The sequence below is a fragment of the Pseudomonas sp. OG7 genome (assembly GCF_014192825.1).
GTDB classification, from domain to species: domain Bacteria; phylum Pseudomonadota; class Gammaproteobacteria; order Pseudomonadales; family Pseudomonadaceae; genus Aquipseudomonas; species Aquipseudomonas monteilii.
In genome coordinates this window covers 310,038-329,642 of the sequence record NZ_JACHYK010000007.1, presented here as the reverse complement: position 1 = coordinate 329,642, position 19,605 = coordinate 310,038, and the positions used below count along the sequence as shown (strand labels likewise).

Below are 19,605 nucleotides of genomic sequence, written 5' to 3'. Positions count from 1 at the left end.
GCCCGAGCGATCGGGCACTTGCAAGACAATGAGGGTGTCATGAGCAACGAAAGCATTAATTGGGACAAGCTGGGTTTCGACTACATCAAGACCGACAAACGCTACCTGTCCGTATGGCGCAATGGCGAGTGGGACAAAGGCACCCTGACCGAAGACAACGTACTGCACATCAGTGAGGGCTCTACTGCCCTGCACTATGGCCAGCAGTGCTTCGAGGGCCTGAAGGCCTACCGTTGCAAGGACGGCTCGATCAACCTGTTCCGCCCGGACCAGAACGCCGCCCGCATGCAGCGCAGCTGCGCCCGCCTGCTGATGCCGCACGTGCCCACCGATGTGTTCATCGAAGCGTGCAAGCAAGTGGTCAAGGCCAACGAAAAGTTCGTGCCACCGCACGGCAAAGGCGCCCTCTACCTGCGCCCGTTCGTGATCGGCACCGGTGACAACATTGGCGTGCGCACCGCCCCCGAGTTCATCTTCTCGGTATTCGCCATCCCGGTTGGCTCGTACTTCAAGGGCGGCATGAAGCCGCACAACTTCCAGATCTCCAGCTTCGACCGCGCCGCCCCACAAGGCACCGGTGCGGCCAAGGTCGGTGGCAACTACGCCGCCAGCCTGCAGCCAGGCGCTGAAGCCAAGAAGGCCAACTTCGCCGACGCCATCTACCTCGACCCGCTGACCCACACCAAGATCGAAGAAGTCGGTTCGGCCAACTTCTTCGGCATCACCGCCAACAACGAGTTCGTGACCCCGAAATCGGCCTCGGTGCTGCCAGGCATCACCCGCCTGTCGCTGATGGAGCTGGCACAATCGCGCCTGGGCCTGACCGTGATCGAAGGTGATGTCGAAATCAACAAGCTGGACCGCTTCATTGAAGCCGGCGCTTGCGGTACTGCGGCGGTGATCACCCCGATCGGCGGTATCGAGTACAACGGCAAGCTGCACGTGTTCCACGACCTGGAAAAGGTCGGCCCGGTTACCCAGAAGCTCTACAACGAGCTGACCGGTATCCAGAGCGGTGACGTTGAAGCACCGGCAGGCTGGATCGTCAAAGTCGCCTGAGGCGCTTTAGCGGTATGAGAAACGGGGCATGCCAGCAATGGCATGCCCCGTTTTTTGTAACTTATGATCGGCGACAATTTGCTGCGGGGAGCCGTCCTCAGGAAGCATGAACCCTGCCATCCACGCCGCCTGTCTACTGGACCGATTCGGGCTCCAGGTTCGCAGGCTTGAAGCCCAAGCTGCGCATCAGATCACGTGCCGCCTCAAAAAACATCTGCCTGAGGCTTTCGGCATATTGTTCCGTCAAACGACTCGCAGGCCCTGAAATGACAAGGGCGCCCATCAACTCGTGCTGCGCACCGTAGATGGGCAGAGCCATCGAAGCAGCATGCGGGTCGGTTGCGCCTTTGGAGTAGTAGGGTTTGTGCAAGGCAATGCCGATCTGATAGGGCGCGCGCAAAGCCTGCGCCCCCGCTGCTTCGTCCATCGGGCGCATGTCACCAGGTTGCAGGTTCAGGCGCAGTGAGTGCGAGGAATTGACCCGGTACTGACACATCCGATACGCACCGTGACGCACATAGAAGGACGCCGTTTCACCCGACTGTTCAGCCAGGTGATGCAAACGTGGCATCACGTGCCGTTCGAGGTCGAGTGTCTCCTGATACACAGCGTTCAAACGCATCACTTCACTGGCCAGCTGATAGCGTCCATCGGCCATACGCGTAATGAACCCATGGTTTTCCAGAGACACCATCAAACGCATGATGGTGCTCTTGATGAGCCCGGTACGCTCAACCAGCTCGACCAGGCTCAGCGCAGAATCGCCTATCCGAAAAGCGGTCAATACGGTCAAAACACGGTCTGCCGATGCCACACCATTCACCGCTGGACGCGGCCGCGCTTTCACCATTTGCAAAACCTCACACGATTGAGGCCCTCCATTCAGCACGAGGGCAGAAAAATCCCATTATCCGACAACGGTCGGCCCCCGCCAACGTCGCATTTACTGTGGCCAGGTAAAAATGCCCCGGCCACTGGCGTTCTGGCGCTGTACGTTCGCTCCTGAGGGTCGCCACCGAATCAGGCAGTACACCTGACCCGCAGTGATGGGCATGGTGCAACATGCTGGGCAACTCCGGTCACTGGACCAGCTCAGAACAGCGGCAGGGTGTAGTTGATGATCAGACGGTTCTGGTCGCCATTGCGCGCTGCCTCGCTGTGCGACTCGCCGTTGCGCCAGGCCACGCCAAGCCCCTTGAAAGTGCCGCCCTGGATCACGTAGTCCAGCGAGAAATCGCGCTCCCATTCCGACTGTTCGGCGCCGCCAACGGTCTGGATATGGTCGCCTTTCAAATACATCACCGAAGCCTTCAGCCCCGGTATGCCCATGGCAGTGAAGTCGTAGCCGTACTGGGCAAACCCGGTACGCTCACCGGCCCGCGTGAAGCTGAGCAGCATCTTGTCGGTCCACAGATACAGGCTGCTGCCGCCAGCACCCTTGTCGATCGAACCCTGGTTGATCTGCACGAAGTTGCTATCGTCGGAAACGCTCTGATAACCCAGGGTCAGCGAATGGCCTCGCAGGCGATAGGTTAACGCCGCACTCCATAGATCATTATTGATTTCGCCATCGCTGCCACTGGTGTAACCACCGACGGTGTATCCCTGGTTACGCCCCGAAGCACTGCCGTTGGCGCCATCCGAACGGGTGCGGAAATAGCGCAGGTCAGTCGTCAACGAGCTGTCATCAGTCAACACCAGTGTGTGATTGAGACCGGCGAACTGTTGCAGGTAATAGTCTTCGAGCTGACCGGCGTAATACTGCATCAGCAGCGAATCGGTGGCGCGATAGTCAGCACCGACAAAGTTGAAACGGTCACTCTCCTGCGTGCCGCCGCTTACGGCCATGCCCGTGAGGTCGGTCGAAGCCCGGCCCCTGGCGCGATTGAGCGCGCCGCCGATCAGCGTGAAGTGATCGATGTCCTTCGATTGCAGGTGCACACCTTGAAAGCTCTGCGGTAGCAACCTGCCATCAGAGGCCACCAGCACCGGCAGCTTGGGCATCAGTTGCCCCACTCGCAGCTCGGTCTGACTCATTTTCATCTTGGCGGTGACACCGGCGCTGCTCCAGTGGTCAGCGGCACCATCGCCATCGGACGGAATCATGCTGCCGCCCTGATGCCGCCCCCTGCCGCTGTCCAGCGTCAGGCCCAGCATGGCCGTGGCGTCCACGCCAAAGCCAACTGCACCCTCGGAATAGCCGGAGCGCACGTCCAGCAGAAAGCCTTGCGCCCACTCCTCGGTTTTGGAGGGCTGGGCCGTGCCGTCACGGTTATCGCTGTGGAAGTAGAAATTGCGCATCGAAAGATTCGCGTGGCTGTCACTGATCAGGTCGGCTTGGGCAGACAGGCCTATGACACTGCCGCCAGTTGCCAGTGCAATGCGGCAGATTGAAGGGAAGGATTTCAAGAAACAGACTCCAAGGGATCGCTATTATTATTTTGAAACATCATTTCTTTTTTATGGAGTCATATTACCTCCGCATCGTCAATAGGTGCCGCCATTCAGCGCATAAATTAAGGAATGCGCGTAAAATTCGCTTCACGCCCTCGTCCGATTGTGGTTTATTTCGCAACGACGTTGCATTAAAACAATAGAAACAATCGGACGCCCTGGCGTCCCCTGGCCCTACAGGAGCACCCATGAGCTTCTTTGCTGCCCCGCCTATCGTCGAAACCACGGTTTTCACCCGCCTGCCCGAGCATTTTCGCGACCCGCGCCCGACGGCCTGGGCCAATGCCAATCGCCAAGGCCGCGCCATCGATTCGTTCCTCGAGGGCCCTTCGCTTGATCGCCAAGGCCGCCTGTACGTAACGGACATCCCCTACGGGCGCATCTTCCGCATCTCGCCTCAGGGCGAATGGGAACTGGTGTGCCAGTACGATGGGTGGCCGAACGGCCTGAAGATTCACCAGGACGGGCGCATCTTCATCACCGACTACAAGCGCGGGATCATGCTGCTCGACCCACAGACCGGCGCCATCGAAGCGTTACTCGACTCGGCCGGCTCGGAAGGTTTCAAAGGCGTCAACGACCTGGTTTTCGCGCCCAATGGCGACTTGTATTTCACCGACCAGGGCCAGACCGGCCTGCAGGATGCCAGCGGCCGTGTCTACAAGCTCGACGCCGCCGGTAACCTGACCTGCCTGCTGGGTACCATCCCCAGCCCCAATGGCATCGTTTACGACCCGCACCTCAATCACCTACTGGTGGCAGTGACCCGCGCCCAGCAGATCTGGCGCATCCCGCTGGGCAATGGCTCGATCGTCGGCAAGGTCGGCGTTTTCGCCCAGCTGCATGGCGGGCTGGGCGGGCCCGACGGCCTGGCCCTCGATGCGCAGAGCAACTTGTACATCGCCCATACCGGTTTCGGCTCGGTATGGAAGCTGTCGAAAGTCGCTGAGCCACTGCAGCGCATCGTCTCCTGCGCCGGCATCAGCAACACCAACCTGGCCTTCGGCGGCGCCGATGGGCAGACCTTGTACATCACCGAATCCGAAACCGGCAGCATTCTGCAGGTTCGCACCACTGCGCCAGGGCTGCCGATGTATTCCCATAGCTGATCCGGCCCCTGTCAGGGCACACAACAACTACAAAAGAGTGACGACATGAACCACGAAAACCTCTCCGCCCAGGCGCCGCTGAGCGACGCCGAGGGTGAACGCCTCATGCGCCGCATCCTGTGGCGCCTGCTGCCGTTCATTTTCTGCTGCTACGTGATCAGCTATCTGGACCGCACCAACGTCGGCTTCGCCGCCCTGAGCATGAACCAGGACCTGGGCCTGACCGCGACGATGTTCGGCTGGGCGGCCGGCCTGTTCTTCTTTGGCTACTTTATTTTCGAGCTGCCCAGCAACCTTTTGCTGCAACGCTTCGGCGCACGGGTGTGGATCGCCCGGATCATGATCACCTGGGGCCTGCTGTCGATGGCCACGGCGTTTGCCACCGGGCCGGTCAGCTTCAGCATCCTGCGTTTCCTGCTGGGCATCGCCGAAGCCGGCTTCACCCCGGGCATCTACCTGTTCTTCACCTACTGGTTCCCGGGCAAATGGCGCGCCAAGGCAACCGCCGCTTTCCTGCTGGGTATCCCTACCGCCAACATCATTGGCTCTCCGCTGTCGGGCTGGCTGATGCAGCAGCACGGTGTGCTGGGCTTGAAGAACTGGCAGCTGCTGCTGGTGACCGAAGCCCTGCCCGCCGTGCTGCTGGGCATCGCCTGCCTGTGGGTGCTGGTTGATACCCCGGCCAAGGCCAAATGGCTGACCAACCGGGAAAAAACCTGGCTGACCGACAAAATCACCAAAGAGCAGTCGGCAATCGGCGCCTCCCACGGCAACACCCTACGGGCCGCCCTGACCAACCCCAAGGTATTCACACTCGCTGCGGTCAACTTCTGCTGCATCGTCGGCTCAATCGGTATCGGCATGTGGCTGCCGCAGATCATCAAAGGCCTGGGCATTCCCGGTGGCACACTGGGCTTCGTAGTTGCCCTGCCCTATGTACTGGGCGCGGTTTCCATGACGCTGTGGGCCCGCCTGGCCAACCGCAGTGAACATCGCCTGCCCTATGTGGTGAGTGCGCTTGGCATGGCCGCGGTGGCGCTGGTGGCCTCTGCACTGATCGCTGACCCCATCATGAAAATCGGCGCATTGTGCATCGCGGTGGCGAGCATCCTGTCATTCCAGGCGACCTTCTGGGCCATCCCGTCGAGCTTCCTAACCGGCCGCGCAGCAGCAGGCGGCCTGGCAATGATCGTGTCGATCGGAAACCTTGGCGGCTTCACCGGCCCGTTCATGATCGGCCTGATCAAAGACGCCTCAAACAGCTTCACTCTGCCGTTCTTTGCGGTGGCGTCAATCTTGATGATAGGCACCTGCCTGATGCTCTGGCTGGGCGACCCGGCCAAGCAGCAGACACCTCAAGGTCAACGTCAAACCGTCTGACCTATCAGCTGCGGCGCCGCATGCCGTACTGACCCAACAACCCCACCACCAATACCCCGCCGGCGATCCCCAAGGTCGCCGGCGCACCCCACCGGGCCGCGATCAGGCCCGCCGCCATGCCGCCCAAGGCCTCGAAGCCAAAACGCATGGCTATATAGAAAGCAATCACACGGCCACGCAAATGGTTTGGCGCGCCGCTTTGCAGCTGCATATTGGTACTGACGTTGCTCAGGGTGATGCCAAAACCCAACACGCCCAGTGCCAATAGGGCCAAGGGCAGCGCCCCTGCCATCCACAGCCCCACCAAGGCGACTGCGCACAGCACCGCGCCGCTATCAGTGAACTGTCGCAGGCGAGGCAATGCACCGCCAACTGCCAGCACCAAGGTTGCCAGAAACGCACCTGCACCCGCCGCACCCCACAACCAGCCAAGCACCCTGGCATCGCCAGCAAACACCGCTCTGGCCAGGATCGGCAGCAGTGCCGCATAGCAGGACGCCAGCAGGTTGACCATGATTACATTGACCAGCAATTGGCGCACATTGCGCGTCTGCCACATGTACGCCAGCCCTTCGCGAAACACTTGCGCAGTGGAACCGCTGGCCTTGGGGCCGGCCGTGCCGCGCACTTTGATCAGCCCCCCAAGCAAGGCCAGGAAAGCAGCTGCTGTAAGGGTGAAACAGGCTGCCTCACCCGCCAGGGCAATGAGCGCGCCAGCCAGCGGAGGCCCAACGAAGCGCGCGGCATTGATCAACATGGCATTGAGCACCAGCGCATTTGGCAGGTCGGCCGGATCGTCGACGAAACTGCCGATCAGCGCCTGGCGAAGGGGGGTTTCCAGGGCATTGAGCAGGCCCAGCAACAATGCCATGCCAGCGATGATCGGACCATCGACCCAGTCGCGCCAGGTCGCAACCGCGAGCACGAGCGACTGCACGATCAGGATCAGTTGCACAACGATCAGCAACCGACGCTTGTCATGCCGGTCGATCCAGGCACCCGCCAATGGGCCGATGAGCAGTTGCGGCGCCAGCGAAAGAAAGGTGATCAGCCCCAGCAGCACGGCGGAGCCGGTCAGGTGATAGGCCAGCCAGGCCAATGCAACCTGCTGCACCCACTTACCCAGAGTGGAAACACCCTGGCCGGCGAAATAGATCTGAAAGTTGCGATGAGCAAGCGCCCGCACTGCGGCGGGCCAGCGTTTGCGATGCGGTGACGACGAATCGGACAAGTCTGCGAATCCTCAATAGACCCGCGACCGACACCGACCCGGCAGCCGCTGCGCACCCCATCGCAAGGTGCGCAGCGCATGCTGGATCAGCCCGGCAGCAGGCAGCCTTTCTTTTTCAATGACTCCAGGACCCAGGAACGGTCGTTGGTGCCTTGGGCAATTTTTTCCATCTGTGCAGTTTCGGCAGTGTGCTTGGCGGTGGCGCCTGCATATACCTCAGCGACGTGGTCGTAAGGCACGCACAGCAGGCCATCGTCATCCCCGATCACCAGGTCACCCGGCTCGATTACCATACCATCAATGGCAATTGGCACATTGATCTCGCCTGGGCCGTCCTTGTAAGGGCCACGGTGCGATACGCCTGCAGCGAACAACGGGAAGTCGCCCGCGCCAATGTTGGCCGCATCGCGGATGGCGCCGTTGATGACGATACCCGCCAGGCCACGCCTGACAGCGTAGGCCACCATCATTTCACCGATCAGTGCGTTGGTCAGGTCGCCGCCGGCATCTACCACGATCACGTCGCCCGGCTGAGCTATGTCGATCGCGTAGTGCAGCATGAGGTTGTCACCTGGACGGGCTTTGACGGTCAAGGCCGGGCCGCACAGCACGCCTTCGCGGTGCATGGGGCGCAGGCGGGCGCCACCGGCAGTCATGCGGTTCATCGAGTCGCTGACGTTAGCGACTGGAACCTCACGGTAACGTGCAACCCATTCATCGCCGACTTTACGTGCGCGCTCAAGCACTTGGAAGCCAATGCTCATGTGACATACCTCTCTTGGTGTTATTCGATGTCATCGGTCACTGCCGAATCTGTTTTTTAGAATGTCATTTCATTAGAACCATGGCAATGAATTTTTTCGCCTTGATAATCAGGTTTTAGAGATGCATTGTTTTATTTTCTTGCAACGGCATTTCATTATGATAGGGTTTAGACCATTGCCGCAGTGGCGCGGCAGAGTCCCCCCCCGAACTGCCCCTGACAAGAACAAGGTATCTACATGTCACGTACCATTCTGCTGACCGGCCCCGCGCTTGCCGCCGAGGCTATGAACCTGGCCGCCGAACAGGGCGTCAAAATCGTCCCGACTACGCCCTACCTGCCGGCCGAAGAGCTGGAGGCCATCATTCGTGCCGAGCAACCCGATGCCATCGTGGTCCGCCAGGGCAAACTGACCCGCGCCATGATCGAGGCTTCCGACAACCTGAAAGTGATCGCAAAGCACGGCGTGGGCTACAACACCATCGATATCCAGGCCGCCGCGGACCGCAGCATCCCGGTCTCGATCGCCGTAGGCGCCAATGCCCAGTCGGTAGCCGAGCTTGCCTTCGCCCTGATGTTCAGCGTGGCCCGCCAAACCGCACTGCTCGATGCACGCATGCGTGACGGGCATTGGGACAAGACCTCGGCCAACGGCATTGAGCTGTCGGGCAAAACCCTGGGCCTGATTGGCCTGGGCTCGATCGGCGGCATCCTCATGGACCTGGTCTCGCCACTGCGCATGAAGGTCAAGGTGTTCGACCCCTACCTCAAGCACCTGCCAGATCGCCCGCACGTTGAACGTGAGGAGGATTTCGATCGCCTGCTGGCTGAAAGCGATATCATTAGCCTGCATTGCCCGCTGACCGAGACGAATCACAACCTGATCGGCGCTGACCAGCTCGAGCGCATGCGCCCAGGCGCCATCCTGATCAACACCGCCCGTGGCGAGTTGATCGACACCAACGCCTTGGTGAAAGCGCTCAGCGAACGCCGCATCGCCGGTGCCGGCCTGGACACCTTCAACCCCGAGCCGCCCCCTGCCGACAGCCCGCTGTGGGGCCTGCCGACGTTGGTCGCCACGCCGCATGTCGGTGCCAACACCACCGAGGCCCGCGACCGTGTAGCCCTGGTAGCGCTGAAACAGATTCTCGATGTCTGGGCTGGCAATGCTCTGGACCCGCGTTGCGTGGTCAACCGCCACCTGTTCGCCAACTGATCACCCCACGCTTCGCGCGCCGGCCTGGTAAAAAGCGGCGCGCTCAGGACGCATCACTCCAGAAAAAAAACAATTGGAGAGCACCATGACTTCAGCAACATCCCTGCCGGATGAACTCGAACGCAGCACCATGCGCCGTGTCGCCTGGCGCCTGCTGCCATTCCTGATCGTCTGCTACCTGATCGCGATCATCGATCGCGGCAACATCGGCATGGCCTCCCTGCAGATGAACGAGGACCTGCAGCTCACGGCCAAGATTTTCGGCTTTGCCAGCAGCCTTTTCTTCTTTGCCTACTTTCTGGTCGAAGTGCCCAGCAACCTCGCCATGCAACGCTACGGCGCACGTATCTGGATCGCCCGCATCATGATCACCTGGGGGCTGATCTCGGCAGGCACTGCATTCGTCCAAGGCGCCAACTCCCTGTACGTGATGCGTTTTCTGCTCGGTGCTGCCGAGGCAGGGTTCTTCCCGGGTGTACTGTTGTACCTCACCTACTGGTTGCCCTCGGCCTACCGTGCACGGATGGTGGCGCTGTTCATGGTGGCGATTCCTGCCGCCAACTTCATCGGTTCACCGCTGTCGGGCCTGCTGCTGAGTCTGGATGGCTGGATGGGCATGCGCGGCTGGCACTGGCTGTTCATTCTCGAAGGCATCCCTGCCGTCCTGCTGGGCATCGCCTGCCTGTTCGTCCTCACCGATCGCCCCGAGCAGGCCAAGTGGCTGACCGACGAGCAGCGCGGCTGGCTCATCCAGCGCCTGGCTGATGAAGCCGCGAAAAAGACCGCCATCGGCCATATCTCCCTGTGGAAGCTACTGCGCCACAAAGACATCTGGGTGCTGGCACTGATCTACTCGGGCGCTTCCGCCGCCGGCAGCACCATGAGCGTATGGGCTCCGCAGCTGCTCAAAACCTTCGGCCTGAGTGCCATGGAAATTGGCCTGGTCAACGCCATCCCTTACGGCATCGCCTCGGTACTGATGATCATCTGGGGCCGCAGCTCCGACCGTACCGGGGAGCGTCGCTGGCACACCGCGATGACCATGCTGCTGATCGCAGCAGGCTTGCTGATGACCTTGTTCACGTCGTCCCTGCCGGCAACGGTCTTGATGCTGACCATGGTCCTGGTGGGCGCCTACTCGATGAAAGGACCGTTCTGGGCACTGGTGTCGGGCTGGCTATCTTCCTCTACCGCTGCAGCGGGGCTGGCAGCCGTGGGCGCCATGGCCAACCTGATCGGCGGAGGCCTGATGGTCAATGCCTACGGCGCTATTCACGATGCCACCGGCAGCTACTCCCTGGCACTGATGCCGTTGGCCGCGCTGTGCACCGTGGCCGGTGTCGCAGTGCTGTTGATTGGCCGCAAGCGCCAGCGCCAGCAAGCTGAAGCAAGCGGCGCCGTCAGCGCAAAATAAGCTGCACAAGCCGCACTTCGATGCCCACTTTCCTGCCACAGGAATGTGGGCATCGTCATTTGGCAGCAAAAAAAGAGGACATCTAACGTCGCGTGCCACGTTTCTTTGCTCATGAAAGCTTGCGCAGTCCCTTGCTGGGGCGGGCTTGTGTCGCAAAAAGGCCGCGTCGGGGAATATTCACACAATGCTGCGTTGCATCAGCAGGTGCCGGGCTTTGTCGAAGGCCCAGTTGTACAGCACGGTGTAGGGCAGGATGATCACGAAGAAGCCCAGTTCCACCATGAACGCCTGCAGCAGCGAGATATCCAGCATCCATGCCGCCACCGGCAAGCACCACACCACCAGCCCGGCCTCGAAGCCCAGACCGTGTACAAAACGCGCACTGGCCTTCCAGTGGATACGCTCGGTGTGTACCCAGCGATCGACCAGCGCGTTGTAGACCATGTTCCACAGCATGGCGATCACCGACAGGGTGACTGCCAATGCTCCCGCCGTCGCCAGCGATTTGCCCATTACCCAGGACAACAACGGCGCGCACAACAACACCGCGAACACTTCGTAACCCACGGCGTGAACCAGGCGTTCGGTGAAAGACACGTTTTTCATTGCAAAATCCATCCATTGCGTAAGTCGTGCTTTCCATTTTCTTTGGTAAAACTGATACTCGCGACATAGCAACCATCGGTTTTATCAATACCATGCGCTATTCACCCGAAGCTCTGGTTGCCTTTGTCGAAGCCGCGTCGCTGGGTTCGTTTTCCGCAGCGGCGCGCAAATTGCGCAAAAGCCAGTCCACCGTCAGCATTGCCATTGCCAATTTCGAGGCGGATATCGGCTGCCCGCTGTTCGACCGGGGTGGCCGCCACCCCACGCTGAATGAGGCGGGTCGACAGGTGCTGAGCCATGTGGAGGCCATTCTCGATGCCAGCGCCCAGCTCGATGCCTTGGCGGTGCGGCTGGCGGAGAACGTGGAGCCGCTGGTGTCGGTAGTGATGTCGGACAGCTACAGCGTCACCTTCCAGGGCGCGGTAATGGCCCGCTTCGCCCAGCAGTACCCGCATACCGAGCTGCGTTGCGGCCCGGCGGAGGACGCTGATGTGATCGACATGGTCCAGCAGGGCCTGGCGCATGTCGGCATCCTTGCCACTCAACCCGGCTACCCCGCCGACGTTGCCGTTGCCCGCTTGCCCGAACAGGCGGAGTTTGGTGTGTACGTGGCCAGCGGGCACCCGCTGGCGGGCCTTGGGAAGGTGCAAACGCAACACCTCGAAAACGCCCGGCAGCTGTACATCAAGACCTATGCCCCCAGCCTGCATCACGGCCGTGGTCAGGCTTGGTCGGCACCGGATTACCTCACGTTGCTGGAGTTCGCCGTGCGCGGGTTTGGCTGGGCCGAGCTGCCGAGGGCGCTGGTGGCACGGTTTGGCACTGAGTTGGTGGAGTTGCAGCTAGCGGGTTACCCGCGCCGGGTGGATATGGATGTGGCCTGGTCGAGCCGACGGGCGTTGGGACCGGCGGGGCAATGGCTGGTACGGCAGATGCTGGGGCGGTAGACCTCCTTTACGCCCCTTGTGCACCAAAACGCAAGATCCAGTACACCCAGCGACAAGCCTTCCCCCCACCCTCCCCCGTAGCCTGTCACCACGCGCCGCCCCGCTGCGGCACGCACCCAAAGTACAAGAACAAACGTTGGTGACCTATGCAGACAGTAGATCCGATCACCCTTGCGGTTGTCCGGGGTGCGCTGGAAACAGCGCAACGCGAAATGACCCTGACCCTGGAAAAGACCGGCCGGTCCAGTGTGTTCAACCTGGCCCACGACTATTCCAACTCGCTGTTCGACCACCTGCCGGAAATGATCCTGCAGGGCCAGGACATCCCCATTCACCTGGGCTCGCTGATCCCGGCCATGAAGTGCGTGGCCGAATTCTTTGGCGACAACATCGCCGAGGGCGATGTGATCTACCACAACGACCCGGCCTACAAGGGCAGCCATATTCTCGACTGCTGCATGTACAAACCGGTGTACTACCAGGGCGAGCTGGTGTTCTGGACCGTGTGCAAGGGCCACCTGACCGACATCGGCGGCCCGGTGCCCGCCGGCTACAACCCCGATGCCAAGGAGATCTACGCCGAGGGCCTGCGCATTCCACCCGTCAAGCTGTGGGAAAAAGGCAAACGCCGCGAAGACGTGATCAACTTCATGCTCACCAACATGCGCGCACGCCCCTATCAGGAAGGCGACCTCAATGCCCAGTACGGCGCCTGCAAAGTGGGCGAGCGGCACTTGCTGGAGCTGCTCGACAAGTACGGCGTGGCCCAGGTGCGTGCCTGCATCGCCGAGCTGAAGAACATGGCCGACCGGCACATGCGCGCGCTGTTGCGCGACGTGCCGGACGGTGATTACAGCGGCACCGCCGTGCTCGAAGATGCCGGCCACGGCCTGGGCGAGCTGGCCATCACCGCCCATGTGCAGATTCGCGGTGACCAGGCCCATGTGCGCATCGACAGCCCGCCACAAGTGCCCTACTTCATCAACTCCTACGAGGGCAACTCGGTGTCAGGCGTGTACTTGGGGCTGATGATGTTCGCTCAGGTAGCGCCGCCCTACAACGAAGGCCTGTACCGCTGCGTCACGGTCGATGTCGGGCCCAAGGGTACCCTGTGCAACGCCGAAGAACCGGCGCCCCACGTCAACTGCACCACCACGCCGATGGAAACCCTGGCCGATGCCGTGCGTACTGCGCTGGAGCAAGCCTCGCCACAACGGGTTACGGCCTCCTGGGGGCATACCAGCGGTATCAACATCGCCGGCCATGACCCGCGCAATGGCAACAGCGAGTATGTGACCATGGTGCTGGCCTCGATCATTGCCGGTGCCGGAGCCAACAAGGTGATGGATGGCTGGCACGCGTGCGGCCCGCTGTGCTGTTTCGGCGCGCTGATGAGTGGCGACATCGAGCTGCTGGAACATGCCTACCCGGTGCTCATCCACCGCTACAGCCTGATGGCCGACAGTGGCGGCGCTGGCGAATTCCGCGGTGGTTCGGGCACCCGGCTGGAGATCGAACCACTGGACCACGCCATGACCGTGGTCGGCTTCGGTGAAGGCCGGCAACTGCCCACCGCCGGTGCCGCCGGGGCACGCAATGCGCTGCTGGAGCCCAAGCTGGGCCGGCTGATCCACCGCCACGCCGATGGCAGCGAAGACCACTACACGCAAAACCCGATGCTCACCCTGCAGCCCGGTGAGCGAATCATCAACATCAACCCCGGTGGCGGTGGCTACGGCGACCCGCTGCGCCGGCCGATTGCCGCAGTCCTGCAAGACTTGCGCAACGGCCTGGTCTCGCCCCAGGGTGCAGCCCTGGAATACGGCGTGGTCGTCGATGCCGATGGCCAGCTCGATGAACCCGCAACCCGCCTTGCCCGCGCCCCGCACTGACCGGAGACCCATCATGCGCAACCAATATCGCCTGGGCATCGACGCCGGCGGCACCTTCACCGATTTCATCCTGGCCGACCGCAACGGCGGCGTGCAGCTGTTCAAGGCCCCGTCCACACCGCAGGACGGCACCCTGGCCATTCGTGCCGGTCTGGCGCAGATCGCCGACGCCACCGGCCGCAGCCCGGCCGAGCTGATCGCCAACTGTGACCTGTGCATCAACGGCACCACCGTAGCGCTCAATGCACTGATCGAGCGTACCGGGGTCAAGGTGGGCCTGCTGTGCACCGAGGGCCATGAAGACAGCCTGGAAATCCGCCTGGGGCACAAGGAAGAAGGCCATCGCTACGACGCCCACTACCCGCCGGCGCACATGCTCGCCCCCCGCCACCTGCGCCGCCCGATTGGTGGCCGCATCCTCGGCGATGGCCGTGAACACAGCCCGCTGGACGAACGCGCCATCCACGCCGCCATCGATTACTTCCGCGCCGAAGGCGTAGAGGCCGTGGCCATTTCCTTCCTGTGGTCGGTGCGCAACCCCAGCCACGAGCAGCGTGCCGCCGAGTTGGTGCGGGCAGCCCTGCCCGGGGTATTCGTCTGCACGGGCTGCGAGGTGTTTCCGCAAATTCGTGAGTACACCCGCACCTCCACCACGGTGGTCAACGCCTACCTCAGCCCGGTGATGGCGCGCTATGTGGCGCGCATCGACAGCCTGTTCCACGAGCTTGGCGTGCAACAACCGGTGCGTTACTTCCAGTCCAACGGTGGCCTGGCGCCCGGGCACCTGATGCGTGAGCGCGCGGTCAATGCCATCAACTCCGGCCCCGCCTCGGCGCCCCAGGCCGGGCTGGCGGTGGCACGGCCGTTCGGTATCGACAACGTCATTACCGTGGACATGGGGGGCACCTCATTCGACATCACCCTGACCAACGCCGGGCGCACCAATTTCAGCAAGGATGTGGACTTCCTGCGCCAGCGCATAGGCGTGCCGATGATCCAGGTGGAGACGCTGGGTGCTGGCGGCGGCTCCATCGCCCACCTGGACGAGTTCGGCATGCTGCAGGTCGGCCCGCGCAGCGCCGGTGCCATGCCGGGGCCCGTGTGCTACGGCAAAGGCGGCAGTGAGCCCACGGTAACCGACGCCAACCTGGCGCTGGGTTACCTCCCGGATGGTGCATTGTTGGGCGGCAGCATCCGCCTGAACCGCCAGGCGGCGCTGGATGCCATACGCAGCAAGATCGCCGAGCCACTGGGCATCAGCGTGGAGCGGGCGGCGTTCGGCATCACCACATTGGTGAACCTGAACATGGTCAACGGTATTCGCCGCGTGTCCATCGAACGCGGCCATGACCCGCGCGACTTCGCCCTGATTGGCGCAGGCGGTGCGGCGGGCATGCACGTGGTGCGCCTGGCCGAGGAAATCGGCATGCAGACCGTGCTGATCCCCAAGGTGGCCTCGGGCCTGTGTGCTTTCGGCCAGATCCTGTCCGATGTACGTTACGACCAGCTCACCAGCCTGTCGATGCGCCTGGACACCGGGCACGTGAACCTGGAGCAACTCAACCAGGCCCTGGCCGAACTGCGCCAGCAAGGCCTGGCCAACTTGCGCGAAGACGGCTTTGGCGACCAGGCCAGCAGTTGCCACTACACCCTGGAAATGCGCTACCAGGGGCAGATCCATGAATGCAGCGTGGAGCTGGCGCAGCATGCCCTGGATGAAGCAGGCCTGGCGGCGCTGATCAGCCGCTTCCACAGCCGCCACCAGACCCTGTACTCGTACAGCGAACCCGACAGCCCGGTGGAACTGGTGAACCTGGAGTGCTCGGTGATCGGCCACCTGCCGCGCCCACCGCAACCTGAGTTGCAGGGCCCGGCCGAACCGCCGGCAGCCACCCCGCAAAGCGTCCGGCCGATGCTGTTCAGCGCCGACGGCGCGTGGCAACCCACGCCCGTGTTCAACGGCAATCGCCTGTTGCCGGGGCAGACCGTGCAGGGCCCCTGCGTGATCGAGGAAGACACCACCAACATCGTCTTGCCGCCAGGCTGGCAGGCGCGCCTGGAGCCCTCGGCCACCTACCGGGTGACACGCGGGGCTTGATCAAACGGTCGGCGTGCGCCGATCATGGGCCTGAAAGCCGCCTGGCAACCTTGCGTTGCCGGGCGTTTTGCACAATAACAAGAGCTGCTTGAGTAGCTTGCCTGCAGTTCCTTTTTTCAATGCTGCCCTCTTTGAAAAAGGACCCACCATGCCCACAGAACTCTCGACCCACGGCTGGGCACAGCCGGAGCGCCAGACGCGCTGGGCCGAAGCCATCAGTGACACCTATTTCCCATTGAGCCTGCAGTTTGCCGCCGAGCAGCCGTTCAATGGCCACCTGCAGCGCTGGAGCACGCCCAGCACGCCGCTCAGCCTGTCGCGCCTGCGCTCCAGCCCGCTGGGCTACTCGCGCAGCAAGGCGCACATCGGCCAGGACCATGAAGCGTTCTACCTGGTGACCGTGCCGCACAGCAGCGAGGTGTACTTCGAACAGGACGGCCACCCGATCAGTTGTCGCCCGGGTGGTTTCATCGTCGAGCGCGGCGACGCCCCCTACCGCTTCCATTACGGTACACAGAACGACCTGTGGGTGCTCAAACTGCCTGAGCAGGCTCTGAAGGCCAACTTGCTGGGGCACAAACGCTATACCCGGCATTGCTTCGATGCCAGCCAGGGCCTGGGGCGCATCTTCGTCGAACAGCTGGACCTGTGCGCCCGCCATTTCGATGCCAGCCCCGTGGCTGCCCGGCATTTGCTGCTGGAGCAGGCCTCGGCCACCCTGTTGCTGGCCCTGCAACAGGACGAACGCGTACTGGGCAGTGAAGGCAGCAACCTCAGCACCCTGCACCTCACCCGGGTGGAGCAGTACGTGCTGCACCATCTGGGCGACCCCGAACTCACGCCACAAAACATCGCCAGCGCTTGCGGGCTGTCGTTGCGTTACCTGCACAAGCTGTTCGCGATCACGCCCTATACCCTTGGCGAGTGGGTGCGCCTGCAACGCCTGGAGGCTGTTCACCGGCAACTGCGCGACCCGTATTGCCACCTGACCATTGGCGAACTGGCGTTTCGCTGGGGCTTTGCCGATCAGGCACAGTTCACCCGCGCGTTTCGCCAGCAATATGGGTGCACGGCACGGGAGGTCAGGGCTGCGCGTACGCACTGAACGGTGCAAGCGGCGGTCACTGCGCGACCGGGATCAGTCTTCGGCCGCCACGTCCACCACCTGCCAACTGTCATCCGGATCGAAGCGTTTCATCGCCTTGGCCAGCCTGTCGCCCTGTGGCCCGAGGTCTTTTTCGAACACCTGGCCGTCATGGCTGATCATGAAGCTCATCACACCGGTATCATCGTACCTGGCCGGCCAGGCGACCATGGCGAAACCACGGCTCATCTGGTTGCCTATCAGGTAGCTGTAGGCGCCGCCAGGGGCGGAGGGGCCTTGTGCATCGAGAATGCGGAAGTGGTAGCCGTACCAGTCATCACCGACCACATGTTGGCCGAACAGCGGGCCCAACGGGCTTACCTCGCCGTCGCCATCCTCGTCCCAGTACAGCCCGTCATGTTTGCCGGGCTCGCTGAAGATTTTCCGCGCGTACTCCAGCGCACCGTTGCCGTTGTGGTCCTCGGTGGCGTAGTCCATTTGCGCATCGTGATAAGCCAGCAGCGACTGCAACACACCCAGTTCGTTGCGGCCGATGCGCCGGGCGCGAATTTCGGCGCTGCCGGCCTTGAGGTCGAACCGCCACCCCTGGCTGCTTTTGGTCAAAGGAATGGGCAAGGTCCAGTGATCGCTGCCCACCGCCAGAATGGCCTTGCCCTCGCCCGTCATGTCGATGGTGTGCTGCGCACGGTACTGCGCCAGGAAGGTGTCCACGTCGCTGCGTTGCACACCGCCGCGCGGTATGTAAGTGCGCCAGTCATCGCCCAGCAAATGGGCCAGGCGGGCTTCATCCGGTTTTTCCGCGCCCAGTGCCGTAACGAAGGACTCCACAGCCTTCTCCGGCGTTGGAAAGGTTTCTTGAGCAGCCGCCAGGCAGGACCAGACCAGGCTTACAATGAACAGCAACCCTGCAAAAGCTGGACGGTTCATCGACGGCCACCTCCGCCGCGACGCATGGGCGCACTGGGTCGGGAGATCGGGTGTCCGGCGGCACGTGAGGTGTTCGGGCGCTGAGCGAAGGACTGGCTGGTGCGACCACGGTTAGCCTGCAGGTTGGTACGCGAAGGCGAGCGTACGCCGTCAAACGCATTGTTACGTGCCCGGCCGGCGGTATTGGCGGGTCGGTTCTGGGCCACTTGCCGGCCTTGGGCTGTGCGGGGTTCCTGCCGACGCTCGGCGCCCCTCGGGTTGTCGACACGCGATTGCATACGGTTACCCGCTGCGTTGCCCGTCTGCGCCTCGCGCATTTGCTGACGCGCCTGGCGATTGCTGGTGGCGGGCCGTTCGATACCGGCCCGGTCCATCGAAGCCCTGGCCTTGTCGCGCGCCTGGGCACGCTGTGCGTCGTCGCCACGGAAGGCCGTGCGCTGGGTGGCACCGTCCAGCTGGCGGCCATACTGCTGGCGGCTGCGGGCGTCACGGTAAGGCACGCCATCGCGGTTGGCCGTGTTGTGCTGCCATTTGTTCTGGTTGTTGGTGATGCGGTTGTTGGCGTTGATGTTGTTGTAACGGTTGACGTCGATATCGATGTCATTGTTGCCCCAGTCACAGTCACCCCAGAGCGAAGCCACGATTGCCACGCCGGTCCCGAAGGCCAGGCCGGCCACCAATGCGGAGCCGGGGTAGTACATCGGCGGTGGCGGGTAGTACACCGGCGGCGAGGCCGGATAGGCCCAGGTGCCATACACCGTGGTCGGGTTGTAGCTGGGCACGTACACCACCTGCGGGTCGGCCGGCTGGATGACGATGGTGGACGGCGCGCTGCTGGCCGCCTGTGTCGACGGGGCGGCCTGCACGGTCACGTTCTGGTACTGGTTGCTTTGCAGGTTGCCGGCAGCCTGTGCCTGGTGGCGCAAGCGCTGCACGGCGCCCATGACATCGTCGGGCTGCGCCAGGAAGGCGTCACCCAGGCGCTGCACCCACACCGGGTCCTGGCCGAGGGTCGCCAGCAGCTGCGGGAAAGCCACCAGCGCTTGCACACTCGGGTCCCAGGGCTGCTTCGCCACTTGTTTGACAGCGTCGTCACCCGAGGCTTTGGGGTTGGCCTTGGACCAGGTCACGGCTTCACTCACCTGCCCCGGGTAAGTGGCCGCCATCAAGACCTGGGCCAGCAGCGCATCGGGGTACAAGGCAACCGGCGCCAGCATCTGGTCCAGTTGCTCCTGGGTGAACACCGGGTCCTTGGCCGTGACCGTGTCAGCTTGCGGGGCTGGGTCGGGCGCGGGTACGTCTTGCGCCAGCGCCGGGCCGGGTGCCGCGTGCAGGCACAGAAGCGCCGACAGCAAAGCAAACAATGGCATACGCATCGCTTTTCCCCATGAGGTCAGACCGCGT

Annotated in this window: 16 protein-coding genes; 9 read left to right on the top strand and 7 right to left on the bottom strand. The window is 62.6% G+C overall.

The annotated features are described in order from the left end of the window. Positions 1-39: 39 nt before the first annotated feature. On the top strand, positions 40-1,059 hold the full coding sequence (locus FHW75_RS19030; RefSeq protein ID WP_012272061.1) for a branched-chain amino acid aminotransferase: 1,020 nt from the start codon (positions 40-42) through the stop codon (positions 1,057-1,059). 133 nt (positions 1,060-1,192) lie between these two features. Here FHW75_RS19030 and FHW75_RS19025 read toward each other — a convergent pair whose 3' ends face one another. Together FHW75_RS19025 and FHW75_RS19020 are read right to left on the bottom strand one after the other, a co-directional pair. Further along, positions 1,193-1,909 carry an IclR family transcriptional regulator gene (locus FHW75_RS19025; RefSeq protein ID WP_019096284.1) on the bottom strand — a complete coding sequence of 239 codons (717 nt, stop codon included), beginning with the start codon at positions 1,907-1,909 and terminating at the stop codon, positions 1,193-1,195. 242 nt (positions 1,910-2,151) lie between these two features. Beyond that, the gene (locus tag FHW75_RS19020; protein ID WP_183674250.1) at positions 2,152-3,468 is read right to left on the bottom strand and encodes an OprD family porin; all 1,317 of its coding nucleotides are present in this window, start codon (positions 3,466-3,468) and stop codon (positions 2,152-2,154) included. A 233-nt stretch (positions 3,469-3,701) separates the two neighbouring features. Between FHW75_RS19020 and FHW75_RS19015 the strand changes: the two genes are divergently transcribed. Continuing rightward, a complete protein-coding gene (locus tag FHW75_RS19015; protein ID WP_019096286.1) occupies positions 3,702-4,622 on the top strand; it encodes an SMP-30/gluconolactonase/LRE family protein in 921 nt (306 codons plus the stop codon). Positions 4,623-4,667: 45 nt separating this feature from the next. Further along, positions 4,668-6,002 carry an MFS transporter gene (locus FHW75_RS19010; protein WP_019096287.1) on the top strand — a complete coding sequence of 445 codons (1,335 nt, stop codon included), beginning with the start codon at positions 4,668-4,670 and terminating at the stop codon, positions 6,000-6,002. Positions 6,003-6,006: 4 nt separating this feature from the next. Here the strand turns inward: FHW75_RS19010 and FHW75_RS19005 are convergent, their stop codons facing one another. Together FHW75_RS19005 and FHW75_RS19000 are read right to left on the bottom strand one after the other, a co-directional pair. Continuing rightward, positions 6,007-7,233, bottom strand: a complete 1,227-nt coding sequence (locus tag FHW75_RS19005) for an MFS transporter (protein WP_019096288.1) — start codon at positions 7,231-7,233, stop codon at positions 6,007-6,009. Positions 7,234-7,319: 86 nt separating this feature from the next. Beyond that, entirely contained in the window at positions 7,320-7,997 is a 678-nt protein-coding gene (locus FHW75_RS19000; RefSeq protein ID WP_019096289.1) for an RraA family protein, read from the bottom strand. A 237-nt stretch (positions 7,998-8,234) separates the two neighbouring features. Between FHW75_RS19000 and FHW75_RS18995 the strand changes: the two genes are divergently transcribed. Further along, the gene (locus tag FHW75_RS18995; protein ID WP_027614936.1) at positions 8,235-9,212 is read left to right on the top strand and encodes a hydroxyacid dehydrogenase; all 978 of its coding nucleotides are present in this window, start codon (positions 8,235-8,237) and stop codon (positions 9,210-9,212) included. A gap of 85 nt (positions 9,213-9,297) precedes the next feature. Further along, on the top strand, positions 9,298-10,626 hold the full coding sequence (locus FHW75_RS18990) for an MFS transporter (protein ID WP_183674247.1): 1,329 nt from the start codon (positions 9,298-9,300) through the stop codon (positions 10,624-10,626). A gap of 177 nt (positions 10,627-10,803) precedes the next feature. Here FHW75_RS18990 and FHW75_RS18985 read toward each other — a convergent pair whose 3' ends face one another. After that, positions 10,804-11,232 (bottom strand): multidrug/biocide efflux PACE transporter, encoded by a 429-nt coding sequence (locus FHW75_RS18985; RefSeq protein ID WP_019096292.1) that lies wholly within the window; start codon positions 11,230-11,232, stop codon positions 10,804-10,806. 92 nt (positions 11,233-11,324) lie between these two features. On the opposite strand from FHW75_RS18985, the gene FHW75_RS18980 reads away from it, so the two are divergent. The 4 genes from FHW75_RS18980 to FHW75_RS18965 all read left to right on the top strand — a co-directional run bounded on the left by FHW75_RS18980 (position 11,325) and on the right by FHW75_RS18965 (position 17,274). Then, complete coding sequence (locus tag FHW75_RS18980) at positions 11,325-12,179, top strand: LysR family transcriptional regulator (RefSeq protein ID WP_025752524.1); 855 nt, start codon at positions 11,325-11,327, stop codon at positions 12,177-12,179. Between the two features lie 146 nt (positions 12,180-12,325). Beyond that, complete coding sequence (locus tag FHW75_RS18975) at positions 12,326-14,071, top strand: hydantoinase B/oxoprolinase family protein (RefSeq protein ID WP_025752526.1); 1,746 nt, start codon at positions 12,326-12,328, stop codon at positions 14,069-14,071. A gap of 13 nt (positions 14,072-14,084) precedes the next feature. Continuing rightward, complete coding sequence (locus FHW75_RS18970) at positions 14,085-16,169, top strand: hydantoinase/oxoprolinase family protein (RefSeq protein ID WP_027608925.1); 2,085 nt, start codon at positions 14,085-14,087, stop codon at positions 16,167-16,169. Between the two features lie 148 nt (positions 16,170-16,317). Then, the gene (locus FHW75_RS18965) at positions 16,318-17,274 is read left to right on the top strand and encodes a helix-turn-helix domain-containing protein (RefSeq protein ID WP_025752528.1); all 957 of its coding nucleotides are present in this window, start codon (positions 16,318-16,320) and stop codon (positions 17,272-17,274) included. 33 nt (positions 17,275-17,307) lie between these two features. Here the strand turns inward: FHW75_RS18965 and FHW75_RS18960 are convergent, their stop codons facing one another. Continuing rightward, on the bottom strand, positions 17,308-18,201 hold the full coding sequence (locus tag FHW75_RS18960; protein WP_025752530.1) for a DUF2950 domain-containing protein: 894 nt from the start codon (positions 18,199-18,201) through the stop codon (positions 17,308-17,310). Continuing rightward, entirely contained in the window at positions 18,198-19,577 is a 1,380-nt protein-coding gene (locus FHW75_RS18955; protein WP_026020295.1) for a DUF3300 domain-containing protein, read from the bottom strand. Before FHW75_RS18955 ends, FHW75_RS18960 begins: the two co-directional genes overlap by 4 nt. Between the last annotated feature and the right edge of the window lie 28 nt (positions 19,578-19,605).